The organism is Cobetia sp. BMC6, assembly GCF_029991385.1.
Taxonomy (GTDB): domain Bacteria; phylum Pseudomonadota; class Gammaproteobacteria; order Pseudomonadales; family Halomonadaceae; genus Cobetia.
The window spans coordinates 12,318-25,177 of the sequence record NZ_JAKUMF010000001.1 but is presented as its reverse complement, the minus strand read 5'-3'; the positions used below and the strand labels follow the sequence as shown (position 1 = coordinate 25,177).

Here is a 12,860-nt window from a genome sequence, read left to right as displayed (position 1 = left end):
GCAGCCCGCGTGACAGCAGCTCGTGGAGAAACAGCTGAGCGGAGAGCGCCTGTGCGCCAGCCGCCTCAGCCATGAAAAAAGCCCCGCCGATTGGCGGGGCTTTTTTCGATCAGGCGCTCTTGTCCGCGACCCGATTCTCCTCGACGCGCGCCCGGCGCGGCCAGGCGTAGAGCAGCGACTTCATCAGGGTCGCCAGCGGGATGGCGAAGAACACCCCCCAGAAGCCCCAGATGCCACCGAAGAACAGCACCGCGAGGATGATCGCCACCGGATGCAGATTGACCGCCTCCGAGAACAGCAGCGGCACCAGCACGTTGCCATCCAGCGCCTGGATGATGCCGTAGGCGATCATCACGTACATGAAGGTATCGCCCAGCCCGTAATGGAAACCGGCGACGGCGGCGACCGGCAAGGTCGCCCCTGCCGCGCCGATGTAGGGAATCAGCACCGAGAAGCCGACCACGATCGCCAGCAGCGCCGAATACGGCAGCCCGAAGGCGACGAAGGTGACGTAGCTGACGCCACCGACGATGACGATCTCGATCACCTTGCCACGCACGAAGTTGGCGATCTGGTCATCCATCTCGTTCCAGACCCGGCTCATCAGCAGGCGCTTGCGTGGCAGCAGCGCCAGCGTGAAGTCCACCAGCCGCTCTCGGTCCTTGAGCATGAAGAACACCAGGATCGGCACCAGCACCAGGTAGATCACCACGCCCATCAGGTTGCCCAGTGACGCCAGCGACAGCGATACCGCGCGCTGCCCGAACTGGGTCAGCTCTCGCCCGGCGGCGCCGACCCACTGCTGGACCTGCTCCGGGGTGATCAGGCCGGGGAAGCGCTCCTGCAGCTCGCCCAGCCAGCGCTGCCCGGAGGCGAACATGCCGGGAATCTCCTGGATCAGATTGGCCAGCTGATGCCAGACCAGCGGCAGCAGGATCAGCGCACTGGCCAGCATGATGCCCATGAACACCAGCGTCATCAGACTGACCGCCGCCAGACGTGGCAGGCCACGGCGCTCCATCCAGCTCACGCCGCTCTGCAGCAGGAAGGCGACGATCAGGGCGGTGAAGAATGGCGCCAGCATGCTGCCCAGCCAGATGACGGCGGCGAACACCAGCACCAGCACCAGAAACAGCACCACCGCTTCTTCGTCGGAGAAATAGCGCTCGATCCAGCCACGCAACAACGTCTTCATGGTCATGACGGATCTTCCTCGCACAGCGCCTTGATCACGAAGCGGTAATCGCCCTCTGACGTTTCTTCACGCGAGACCAGCGCGTGATCGCTCAGCGCCAGATAGGCAGGGATGTCGCCCCAGGCGCCGGCGTCGCTGGCGAGGACCTCGAGTTGCTCGCCGGCACTCATGCCAGCCAATTTGAGCTTGGTGCGCAGCAGCGGCAACGGACAGTGCAGGCCGCGCGCATCCAGCGTCTGCAGGTGGGTATCGGCCGTGGAGTCAGCCATCGGATTCGCAGTCTCAGCGCCAGGTCGTTCGAATGCCATCTGCCCTTCCGTTCTCGTTATGATGTTCTGCCGCACACCATGGAGGGTGCAGCTTGAAAACGCCCCGATTTAAGGGCACCTTGCCTGACAAAGCAACTTTCCGCCCTGCGCGGCTGCGTCTTGCCCGGACTCACGCAGGGCCGTCAATGCCAGTGCGGCGCCCGGCAATCCTGCGAGCCGCCCGCACCTTGCGCCATATCGAAGAGGATTGCCTGCATGTCGTTGCTGCCCCCCTTGAGCGGACGTGTCCGCATCGGTCGCCGCGGGCTTGCCACCCTGTCGAGCGCCCTGCTCGGCCTGTTGCTGATGGGCGCGCCGGTCGCCAGTGCGCCGGCCGCATCCCACAACGACTATGGACTGCCTGACCTGGGGAGTGCGAGTGGCGGCATCTCCAGCAACGATGAATATCGTATCGGTCGCGCCTGGCTACGTCAGTTCCGTGCCCATGTGCGTGAATGGGATGATCCCATCACTCTGGACTGGATCGGTAGCATCGTGCGTCAACTGGCGCCGTGGAGCGAGCTGGATGACCGCAATTTCATCATCACGCTGGTCGCCAGCAGCCAGCTGAATGCCTTCGCCGTGCCCGGCGGCGTGGTCGGCGTCAATACGGGGCTGTTCACCTTCGCGCCGGACCGCGATGCCTTTGCCTCGGTGCTCGCCCACGAGCTGGGCCACCTATCCCAGCATCACTTCGCGCGCAACATGGAGCGCCAGGCCGAGACACGCCTGCCGACACTGGCCGGCTTCCTCGCCGGCATGGTGATCGCGGCGGGCGGAGGCGGTTCAGCGGGCATCGCGACCATGGCCGGCACCCAGGCCGCTGCCATTTCCGATCAGCTGGCCTATTCACGGCGCTTCGAGCAGGAGGCCGACCGCGTCGGCGTCGATGCGCTGGCACGCGCCGGCTTCGACCCCGAGGCCATGCCGCGCATGTTCCGCGCCATGCAACGCATGGCCAGCCTGCAGGGCGGCAATGCGCCGGAATTTCTGCTCACGCACCCGGTGACGGAGGCGCGTATCGGCGACACCCAGGCCCGTGCCGACGCCATGCAGAAGGTGACACCCGACCCGCTTGCGCAGCTCGCCTACGCGATGATCCGTGCCCGCGCCCTGCTGGCGCTAAATCTGCGCCAGCCTGAGCAGGGACTGACGACACTGCGCGAAGACAACCCCGACCCCGACGCGATTGCCTACTATCAGGCGCTGGCCGCGGCGGAGCACAACCAGGTCGACAAGGCACTGGCCGCACTGGACCGCCTGCATGACAAGCATCCTGACCTGACCCTGATCAGCGCCAGTGCGGTCGAGGTCGCACGGGATGCCCGGCGCTACGAGGAAGCGACCCGCCGCGCCAGACGCCTGCTGCGCCTGCAACCCGACTACTTGCCGACCCGCCTGGCCATGGCGGAAGTCGCGCTGCAACAGGACCCCGCCGCTGCGCGCCAGCAGCTGGAGGACATGCGCCGCGATCATCCCGATGACCCCAAGGTCTGGAGTCTGGCCTCCGAGGCCAGTGGACGCAGCGGCCACACCGCCGAGGCCTTCCTGTATCGCGCCGAATTCGACCAGCTGGAGGGCCGCATGGACAAGGCCTTCGCTCAGCTCAAGCTGGCCGACGAGGCCGCGCGCAAGAACGGCGACTTCAGCATGGCCAACCGTATCAGTTCACGCCGGGAGGACTTCAAGCGCTATCGCAATGCCATCGAGGAGTTCTGAGGCACCCTCCCTCTCACTGCACCAGACAAACAAAAACCGCCGCCCCGGGGAATCGGGAGCGGCGGTCCTGGTTCATGCAGGCAGCAATCGGTGGCGATCAGCGTCAGCGCTCAGCCACGATTGAATTCCAGCATCCGCGTCAACGGCTTCAGGGCGCGCTCACGCAGGTCATCATCGACGAAGACTTCCTCGGCATTGGCTTCCGACGGATCGCGACGCAGCACGGCGGCCAGATTCTCCAGGCCGTTCATCGCCATCCACGGGCAGTGCGCACAGCTCTTGCAGGTCGCGCCATTGCCGGCAGTCGGCGCCTCGAAGAGCTGCTTGTGCGGCGCGGCCTGCTGCATCTTGAAGAAGATGCCACGATCGGTCGCGACGATCAGCTGCTGATTCTCGAGCTCGACGGCAGCCTTGATCAGCTGCGAGGTGGAACCGACGACATCGGCCAGCTCGACCACCGACTGCGGTGATTCCGGGTGCACCAGCACTGCGGCGTCCGGGTAGACCTTGAGTAGATCGCTGACCCCCTGGGCGCGGAACTCGTCATGCACGATACAGGCGCCGTCCCACAGCAGCATGTCGGCACCGGTCTGCTTCTGCACGTAAGCGCCCAAATGCTTGTCCGGCGCCCAGATCAGCTTCTCGCCCCGGGCATGCAGGTGCTCGATGACATCGACGGCGATCGAGGAAGTCACTACCCAGTCGGCACGCGCCTTCACGGCCGCCGAGGTATTGGCGTACACCACCACGGTGCGGTCGGGATGGGCATCACAGAAGGCCGCGAACTCGTCTTCCGGGCAACCGAGGTCCAGCGAGCAGGTCGCCTCCAGCGTCGGCATCAGCACGCGCTTCTCCGGCGACAGGATCTTGGAGGTCTCGCCCATGAAGCGCACCCCGGCGACGATCAGTGTCGAGGCCTCATGGCGGGCACCGAAGCGCGCCATCTCGAGCGAGTCGGCCACGCAGCCGCCGGTTTCCTCGGCCAGCTGCTGGATAGCATCGTCACAGTAGTAATGCGCGACCAGTGCGGCATCACGCTCGATGAGCAGCTGCTTGATCTCGTCGATCAGCGCGGCGTCTTCGGCGGCGGGGCGTGTCGGGCAGTAAGCGCGGGCCAGATGCTCGCGCACCTGCTCACGGACGGCATTGTGGGCCTCACGACCCGGCATGGCATTAGTCAGGCTGTTCATGTGTCTCTCACCTAGCCCACAGGGGCTCCCCCTGTGCTGAGTGGGTCAGGACTCGGCCCGGACACGAACGGCCCGTGGCGGCCCTGCCAGCGCTGCAGCTGGGCTCCCCAGACTGCGGCGTGAGCCTTGGGCGTCTATCGCCCGCAGCGTCGTCCGCACTGGGCGGACATGAGCCTCGGCTCGCCCACAAGGATACGCCTGGTGCGATCGCGGCTCCAGTCGACTTGGGGGCAACGGACCCTTTCCTTTCGCGTAACAAAAATTGCCCCGCGCCAATGAAGGCACGGGGCAAGATCTGGTGGGTCGTGAGGGATTCGAACCTTCGACCAATTGGTTAAAAGCCAACTGCTCTACCACTGAGCTAACGACCCAAAACTGGGTGGCGGATGGTGGGTCGTGAGGGATTCGAACCTTCGACCAATTGGTTAAAAGCCAACTGCTCTACCACTGAGCTAACGACCCGCCGCCGGGTGCTTTGCAAGAGACCATTCCAGAGAATGGTGGGTCGTGAGGGATTCGAACCTTCGACCAATTGGTTAAAAGCCAACTGCTCTACCACTGAGCTAACGACCCTTGCGAAGCGGGACGTAAGATACCGCCGATCCCGTTTCGACGCAAGTCTTTTGCAAAAAAACTTCAAGTAAATGACCAGCTTGTCCGCTGGCGCCTCGTGAAACGCCCGCGCCAGCGCATGGACCAGCCCCTGTGACAAAGACACGCAAGCCCGCGATGGGCGCGGGCTTGCGGGCTACGACTTAGGTCGCACGAGCTTGTGGCATGTCCACGATCTCATGCCATGTCAGTGAATGACGGCACATCGCCGCCCTCACCGACTGCGCCATCAGCGCGGCTTGCGCGTACGCTGCGGCGGCTTCTTCATGGCGCGCACCGGACGACGCTTCTGCTTGTCGCGGCTCCAGCGGTTCTGCTCATCCGGCGTCAGGGCCGGCGCCTTGCGATGCTCGAGACCTGCCAGTGTGGACAGTTCATCGATCTCGCTCTGCTCCATCTCCACCCACTCTCCGGCGCGAGCGCGCTTGTCGAGGAAGATGTTGCCGTAGCGCACGCGCTTCAGGCGGCTGACGGTCAGCCCCTGGGAATCCCACAGACGGCGAACCTCACGGTTGCGGCCTTCCATGATCACGACGTGGAACCAGCTGTTGATACCTTCGCCACCGAATTCCTGCACATCGGTGAAACGTGCCGGGCCATCTTCAAGCATCACGCCATTGACCATGTTGACGACATGCTCGCGCTTGACCTCACCCATGACACGCACGGCGTACTCGCGCTCGATCTGGGTCGACGGGTGCATCAGACGGTTGGCCAGCTCACCATCGGTGGTGAACAGCAACAGACCGCTGGTGTTGATATCGAGACGACCGATCGCGATCCAGCGCTCGCCCTTCAGACGCGGCAGACGCTCGAATACGGTGCGGCGACCTTCCGGGTCCTTGCGCGTGCACAGTTCACCTTCCGGCTTGTTGTACATGATGACACGACGTGCAGTCTCTTCGGCGCCCTTCAGGCTCTGCGGGCGATCATCGAGGCTGACCTGGTCACGCGGGCCGACGCGGTCACCCAGCTGGGCGACCTTGCCGTTGACCTTGACGCGGCCGGCGCTGATGGCGACTTCCATCTCACGGCGGGAGCCGAGACCGGAGCGTGCCAGCACCTTCTGCAGCTTCTCGTCCTCGGCCAGCTTGTCGCCCTTGGCCTGCGGCGGCAGCGGACGCAGCTCCGGCGCATCGCCGGCAGCCGGCTTCTTGCCGACATTGGCCTTGCTGCCGCGCGTGGACTTGCCGGTCGCGGCCTTGCCACCGGCGTGCTTGTTGCCTGCCTGGCTGCTGCCGGGGAGAGAGGTCTTGCGCTTATCAGAGTCAGTCTTGCTCATGACAATAACCATTTCATCTATAGGAGTTTCGCCTACGCAGGGTCGTCATCATCGACGGTCCCGGCAGTGGAGGAGTCGTGCGGCTGCGCATCGGCAGCGTCGTCATCCTCGTCTGCACCGCGCAAACGTTGGCTGAGGCGCGCTTCGAGTGTGGCGAAGTCGAACCCCGAGCCGGTGGACGCCATCCCGGCGTGATCATCTTCCGCCTGTGAGGCGGAGGATACTGCTGTGTCCTGTGTTTCATCCGAGACGCCGGAGGTATCGAGTGCACGCATCTTCAGCGCCTCTTCCAGCTGCTCGGCGGTGACGTCCGGCGGTTGCCAGTCGTCGGGCACCGGGCTGCCAGTGTCATTCTCACCCCCTGACTCAAGACCTGACTCGAGACCTTTCTCAGCGCCTGTCCCGGTCTTTGCCTCAGGTGCTGATTCATGTTCTGGATCAGTCCCCGTGTCGGCTACCGCATCAGCGCTGTCTACCGACGCCTTCTTCGTCTCGCCGTCCGGGTCATCCGGCAGCGACAAGGTCTGAGAGGGCGGCACATCATACAGGTCTGCCTCGAGCTGTTCGAGTCCTTCGAAGCCTTTCAGTTCATGCACTGGCGGCAGCTCTTCCAGCGTCTTGAGCCCGAAGTCATCGAGGAACTGACGCGTGGTGGCGAATACCGCCGGACGCCCCGGCACATCACGATGGCCGACCACTCTCACCCAGCCGCGTTCGACCAGGGTGCGCATGATCGAGGAACTGACCGTCACGCCACGCACCTGCTCGATATCGCCGCGGGTCACCGGTTGACGATAGGCCACCAGCGCCAGGGTCTCCAGCAAGGCGCGTGAATAACGTTGCGGACGCTCTTCCCACAGCCGCGATACCCAGGGGGAGTACTGCTGGCGAACGCGCAGCCGCCAGCCACTGGCGGTCTCGATCAGCTCCAGCGCGCTCTTGTCGGCCGGGTGACGCGCCTCCAGCTTGCTCAAGGCCTCACGCAGCGCGGGCTTGGTCGGGCTTGAATACTCATCGAACAGACCGGCCAGGCGCTCTAGCGTCAGCGGCTCGCCAGCAGCCAGCAGGGCCGCTTCGATGATCTGGTCCAGCGGGACATCGCGCAAACTCATGACGCCGCGTTCTCCTGCTCGTCGGATGGGGGTAAGGAAGGTGACGTCTGCGCATCATCGGACGCTGCGTCATCGTACGTTGCGTCATCGAACGCCCCCTGATCGGCCGCCACCTCGTCTTCGTCGGCGAATTCCAGCGCCAGCCAGTCCTCGTCATCCTCGGGGTCCGGTTCCGGCGTGCGGGCGCGCACGTGAATCGGTGACAGCGGCGCGTTCTGGACGATCTCGATCATCGATTCCTTGGCCAGCTCCAGAATCGCCATGAAACTGACCACCACACCGGCACGCCCTTCCTCGAGCGTGAACAGCTTCTCGAAGGGCGTGAAGTGCTCATGGGTCAACAGATTCATGATCGCCAGCATGCGCTCGCGGGTCGACATCACCTCACGCGAGATGGTGTGCGCCTGGACGAGGTCCGCCTGACGCAAGAGGCCGGACAGCGCGCCGAGCAATTCCGACAGGTCGACATCAGGGTGCACCACGCGCGTCTCGAGTTCGGGGAGGTCTGCCGTGGCCACGAACCAGTCGCGGCCCTGGCGCGGCATCTCATCCAGCCCTTCGGCAGCCAGCTTGGTCTGCTCGTATTCCTGCAGACGACGAATCAGCTCGGCGCGCGGATCCTCTTCCTCGTCGTCATCACTCTCCTTCGGCTGACGCGGCAGCAGGCTGCGCGACTTGATCTCCGCCAGCATCGCGGCCATCAGCAGGTATTCCCCTGCCAGATCGATCTGCATGGCATGCATCAGCTCGACATACTCGATGTACTGATGGGTGATGGCCGCGACATTGATGGCGAGGATATCGAGGTTCTGGCGACGGATGAGGTAGAGCAGCAGATCCAGCGGGCCCTCGAAGGTCTCGAGAAAGACGCGCAGCGCCTCCGGCGGGATGTACAGGTCCTGCGGCATCTCGGTGAGCGCGGTGTCATTGACGCGCGCCAGCACCGTCGACGCCGCCGTCGGGGGCGTGACGAGAGGTGCGGGCTGATGCCCATCAGTGAGGGCAAAACTGGCGCCATCGAGCAGGTCGCTCATGACATCTCCTGCAGGAGGCGGGTGAAGGTGGGTCTGGGGGACGGGCATTCTAGCGGCTCGCGCCCCATCCCCCAAGTCTTTACGCCGCCGGTGAGACGCCGGGGCCGCGCTCGACGCCGCCCGCGTCTAGCGATAGGTCAGGCCGATCACGCGCCGCAGCTCATCCAGGGTGTCACGCACGGTGTCGCGGGCCCGCTCGGCCCCTTCTGTCATCATGGTGCGCACCTTGCCATGCTCCCCTTCCAGCACCTCGGCACGCTCACGAATCGGCGCCAGCTCCGCATCGACATGCTCGATCAGACAGCCCTTGCAGTCCAGGCAGCCAATGCTGGCATCGCGGCAGCCCTCCTCCGCCCATTGGCGGTCCGAGGCGGGCGTGAAGCTTTCATGCAGCGTCCACAGCGGGCAACGCTGCGGGTCGCCGGGGTCCTTGCGACGCACGCGCGCAGGGTCGGTGGGCATCTCGCGCACGCAGGCCGCGATATCGTCGCGTCCGCTACGCAGGAAGATGGCATCTTCACGCGCGGCCTTGTGCGTCTTGAGCTCCATGCCCAGCAGCGGCTCGACCTCCCCCTGCCAGTGTTCCGGCTCGCCGAGGATGCGCCGCCCGCCACCTTCCAGATAGCCGAGCAGTCGCTCCTGCTGGTTGCGGTTGAGCTTGCTGGTCTCGGCCAGCAGACCGCGCGCACGCTCGAAGGCCTCGAGATCGCCCTCTTCCTGATAGGCGCTCAACCATTCACGATACAGGCGACCGCTCTTCTTGCCCAGGCGCGCGATGGCGCGCTCAGCCTGCTCCTCGAAGCCGGCGTCGCGGCCATAGCGATGATTGAACCGCCGGGCGACCTCACGGGTGAACTCGATATGCGCACGCTGCTCGGGCCCGGCTGGCACCACCTCCCCCCGCAGCGCCAGGATGTCGGCCGCCTGCATCAGGGGCGCACCGAGCATGGCCAGACTGGCGCCCTGCTGCTCACCGAGCCCGGCGACCATCTCGCGGTAGCTGGGCAGACGCTCCAGCCAGGCCTTGGGCGTGACGCTGGCCAGGATCATGTGCACATCGGTCAGCTCCGGCACCCAGGACTGGATGAACAGGGTAGCGACCTTGGGATTGACCCCACAGGCGAGACAGTCGATCACCATCGCCCAGCTGTATTGCTCGATCTCATGAGGCGCGTGACCGCTGACCGCCAGCGCGTTCCAGTCGGCGACCAGAAAATAGGCATCGTGATGGTATTGCAGCTCGGTCCAGCGCCGGATCACTGATTGATAGTGTCCGAGTTGCAGGTGTCCGGTGGGGCGTAAGCCGGACACCAGCCTGGCCGAGGTATCGGTGGCACTCACCTTGTGAGTTCTCCCTGAGGCGTATGAAGCCGCCAGTCTAGCAACCCGAGGCCCCGCTCAGCATCCCCGCGACGTCGTGTCCCTGACAACATGCGCCACGCGACCGGATCACGCAGCGGCCAGCACGCCGCTCAGCCGGCGGCGATACCGGTGCGATAGCGCCCGGCGTAGTCGAACAGCTTGTCGCGGATCTGCCAGTAACGGCCGCTCTTTCGCCCGATGACGAAGTCCGGCGCCTTGAGACGCTCCTCGCCTGCCAGCACCTCGGCGATGTCCTTCGGTGCCCAGTCACTCCCCGGCGCGCGCATATGGCGCGCGAGAAAGCTCAAGCGGAAGGCATGGCGCTGGGCGGGGGTCTCGAGCGCGAACCACTCGGACAAATCGGTGCCATCCTCGTCGTAATAGGTCACCTTCAAGCGTGGCAGACCGCGCCCGTTGCGCGCCTCCTCCAGCTGCCAGCCGCTGACGCGAAGCACCCGCGCATCGCGCAGCTTGAGCGCATCGCGCAGCTTGTCATCCGGGTCGACCAGTCGCGCCTGACAGGCGTGGCAATGGCGTGCGGCGATGTCGTTGGCCTCGCCACACTGCGGGCAGGCCTTGGCACGATAGCGGAAGTCGCACTGCACCAGCGGCCTGCCCGCGCCTTCCGGCGACTCGACCAGTCCCTGACACCGGCGCCCGAAGTGCTCGACCACCAGCTCGCCATCCTTGCGCCCCCAGAACAGATTGGCATTGCCGCATACCGGGCACTCGACCTGGACGATCTCGGTGTCGCCGGCCGGTTTCGGCGTCGCCACCTCCGGCGCGTAGAGGTCCCAGGGATTGCCGGCGTAATCGAGAATCAGACAGTCCGTCTTGCCGGGGCTCAGACGCAGGCCACGTCCGACGATCTGCTGATAGAGACTGACGGATTCCGTGGGTCGCAGGATGGCGATCAGGTCGACATGCGGCGCATCGAAGCCGGTGGTGAGCACCGCGACATTGACCAGATACTTGAGCTGCTGGGCCTTGAAGGCATTGATCAGCCGCTCACGCTCCTCGCCGGGCGTCTCGCCAGTGATCAGCGCCGCCTCGCCTTCAGGCAGGAGTGCGGTGACTTCCTCGGCGTGCTCGACGGTGGAACAGAACACCATCACGCCGCGCCGCTCGCGCGCCTGGGCGACGATATCCAGCACGATGCCCGGCGTCGCGCGCGAGCCCTGCACCACCTCGTTGAGCTCCGCCTCCTGGAAGCTGCCGCCGATGCCAGGCGCCAGCTGCGAGAAGTCATAGCGCGCCACCGCGACATCGACGCGCCGCGGCTCACTCAGAAAGCCCTGGCGCACCATCAGGCGCAGCGGCTGCTCGAAGACGCAATCACGGAAGAAGCAGTCATCATCCCCGCGCACCATGCCGTGATAATGACGGTGGAAAATGAAGCCCTGACCGAGACGATACGGCGTCGCCGTCAGCCCCAGCACCTTGAGGCGCGGATTGTGTCCGCGCAGATGGTTGATGACCTTGCGATAGCTGGCGTCCTTCTCCAGCGAGATCCGGTGACACTCATCGATCACCAGCAGCGTGAAGGGCGCCGCCTGCCCCCCAGCCGACAGCTCCTCCGGCGTGAAGGCATCAAGATTGCGCACCACTGACTGCACCGAGCCGAACACCACCTGACGCGAAGCCTGCTTGCGCTTGAGGCCGGCACTGAAGATGTCAGCGTCCTTGCCATAGGATTCGTACTTGGCGTGATTCTGCTCGACCAGCTCGCGCACATGCGCCAGCACCAGCACACGCCCACGCGCGATACGCGCAAGCTCCGCGATCACCAATGACTTGCCGCTGCCGGTGGGCAGCACGATCACCGCCGCCTCATCACTGCGGCGAAAGTGCTCGACGGTACGCCGCACGGCCTCCTGCTGATACGGGCGCAGCTCAAACATTCAGCGCCGCCCAGCGAGACACGCGAGTGGGGGCGCTGCCGGCAGGCAGGCCCAGGGGAGTGATGGCTGACAGTGGAGTGAGGGCTGACAGGGAAATTGACATCAAAGGGCCGCCGAATCGCAGGAAGGGACAATGTCCCCATTATCCGCATCAGCGACTGCAGCGGCAAAGTGGGTGTGGATAACCAGAGTCCGCCAACCTTCGCCCGTCAAGCCAAGCCCATCTCTCCCGGCCCGTCAGGATCAGAAGCGCGGCGCGCGCCCCTCAAGCTTGGCCTTGATACATTCGGTCTGCTCCGCGCGTCCCAGCAGCGAGGACTGCAGCTCTGCCTCAAGCGCCAGTGCCTCGGCTTCCGGCGCATCAAGGGCCTCGTCGTAGAGACGCGTGATCGCGCGAACGGCGCTGGGAGAGCGCCCGGCAATCTGGCGCGCCAAGGCCAGCGCCTCCTCCTGCGGGCTGGAGATGATGCGCGTGACCAGACCGGCGCTCTGCGCCTCGTTGGCCTCGACCTTGCGCCCGCTCCACGTCAACTCGTGCAGCCAGTCCGGTCGTACGCCACGCGCAGTGACGCTGATGCCCATGTCCGGAATGATGCCCCAGTCGATCTCGAGCACCGCCAGGCGCGCATCAGGATCACACAGGCGAATGTCCGTCCCCAGCGCGATCTGCAGGCCGCCACCGAAGACGTTGCCATGCAAGGCGGCGATGACCGGCGCCCCGACATCTCGCCAGCCCAGCGCCAGCTGCTGCACGGTATTGCGCTGCGGTGCACAGCCATTGGCCCCCGCGACCAGCAACTGCGGCACGCGGGCGGCGTCGCCCATGATGGCGGCGATATCAAGCCCCGCACAGAAACTGGGCCCCTCGCCCGATAGCACGATGGCGCGCAGGCCCGATTCCCGGGCGCGGGCATGCAGCTCCTGCTGCACCGCCAGCAGGGCATCGATCATCTTCCAGTCGATGCCGTTGTGCTTGTCAGGACGATTGAGGCGCACGTCGGCGACATGCTCACTGATCGAGAGGGTCACACAACGTTCAGTCGTGAGGTGGGTAGCGTCAGACATGGCGGTCTCCCTGCGACGGATAACGAGCAAGCACGCGCTCGAACGATTTCACGACAGTGCCGAGCGATGGCACTCATCCA

General features: G+C 65.1%; 10 protein-coding genes and 3 tRNA genes. 1 reads left to right on the top strand and 12 read right to left on the bottom strand.

The features are described from left to right. Window positions 1-109: 109 nt before the first annotated feature. On the bottom strand, window positions 110-1,201 hold the full coding sequence (locus MKZ40_RS00105; RefSeq protein WP_175089094.1) for an AI-2E family transporter: 1,092 nt from the start codon (window positions 1,199-1,201) through the stop codon (window positions 110-112). After that, on the bottom strand, window positions 1,198-1,464 hold the full coding sequence (locus MKZ40_RS00100; RefSeq protein ID WP_175089093.1) for a sulfurtransferase TusA family protein: 267 nt from the start codon (window positions 1,462-1,464) through the stop codon (window positions 1,198-1,200). Before MKZ40_RS00100 ends, MKZ40_RS00105 begins: the two co-directional genes overlap by 4 nt. 255 nt (window positions 1,465-1,719) lie before the next feature. Here MKZ40_RS00100 and MKZ40_RS00095 point away from each other — a divergent pair, with 255 nt between their 5' ends. Next, complete coding sequence (locus MKZ40_RS00095; protein ID WP_175089092.1) at window positions 1,720-3,222, top strand: M48 family metalloprotease; 1,503 nt, start codon at window positions 1,720-1,722, stop codon at window positions 3,220-3,222. 110 nt (window positions 3,223-3,332) lie between these two features. On the opposite strand, the gene nadA is transcribed toward MKZ40_RS00095, so the two are convergent. From nadA to MKZ40_RS00045, 10 genes are all read right to left on the bottom strand, one after another. Continuing rightward, window positions 3,333-4,391, bottom strand: a complete 1,059-nt coding sequence (nadA, locus tag MKZ40_RS00090) for a quinolinate synthase NadA (RefSeq protein WP_175089288.1) — start codon at window positions 4,389-4,391, stop codon at window positions 3,333-3,335. A gap of 317 nt (window positions 4,392-4,708) precedes the next feature. Next, a tRNA-Lys gene (locus MKZ40_RS00085) sits at window positions 4,709-4,783 on the bottom strand. Window positions 4,784-4,799: 16 nt separating this feature from the next. Continuing rightward, window positions 4,800-4,874: transfer RNA gene (locus MKZ40_RS00080), tRNA-Lys, on the bottom strand. Between the two features lie 36 nt (window positions 4,875-4,910). Continuing rightward, window positions 4,911-4,985 (bottom strand) — tRNA-Lys (locus MKZ40_RS00075). Between the two features lie 268 nt (window positions 4,986-5,253). Next, window positions 5,254-6,306: a 23S rRNA pseudouridine(2605) synthase RluB gene (gene rluB, locus MKZ40_RS00070; RefSeq protein ID WP_254627043.1), complete on the bottom strand. Its 1,053-nt coding sequence runs from the start codon at window positions 6,304-6,306 to the stop codon at window positions 5,254-5,256. Between the two features lie 32 nt (window positions 6,307-6,338). After that, entirely contained in the window at window positions 6,339-7,418 is a 1,080-nt protein-coding gene (gene scpB / locus MKZ40_RS00065; RefSeq protein WP_175089091.1) for an SMC-Scp complex subunit ScpB, read from the bottom strand. After that, window positions 7,415-8,452: a ScpA family protein gene (locus tag MKZ40_RS00060; protein ID WP_175089090.1), complete on the bottom strand. Its 1,038-nt coding sequence runs from the start codon at window positions 8,450-8,452 to the stop codon at window positions 7,415-7,417. Before MKZ40_RS00060 ends, scpB begins: the two co-directional genes overlap by 4 nt. 126 nt (window positions 8,453-8,578) lie before the next feature. After that, window positions 8,579-9,793, bottom strand: coding sequence for a tryptophan--tRNA ligase (locus MKZ40_RS00055; protein ID WP_175089089.1), 1,215 nt, complete (start codon window positions 9,791-9,793; stop codon window positions 8,579-8,581). A 131-nt stretch (window positions 9,794-9,924) separates the two neighbouring features. Next, window positions 9,925-11,715: a DEAD/DEAH box helicase gene (locus MKZ40_RS00050; RefSeq protein ID WP_175089088.1), complete on the bottom strand. Its 1,791-nt coding sequence runs from the start codon at window positions 11,713-11,715 to the stop codon at window positions 9,925-9,927. Window positions 11,716-11,958: 243 nt separating this feature from the next. Next, window positions 11,959-12,780 carry a crotonase/enoyl-CoA hydratase family protein gene (locus tag MKZ40_RS00045; RefSeq protein WP_175089087.1) on the bottom strand — a complete coding sequence of 274 codons (822 nt, stop codon included), beginning with the start codon at window positions 12,778-12,780 and terminating at the stop codon, window positions 11,959-11,961. Between the last annotated feature and the right edge of the window lie 80 nt (window positions 12,781-12,860).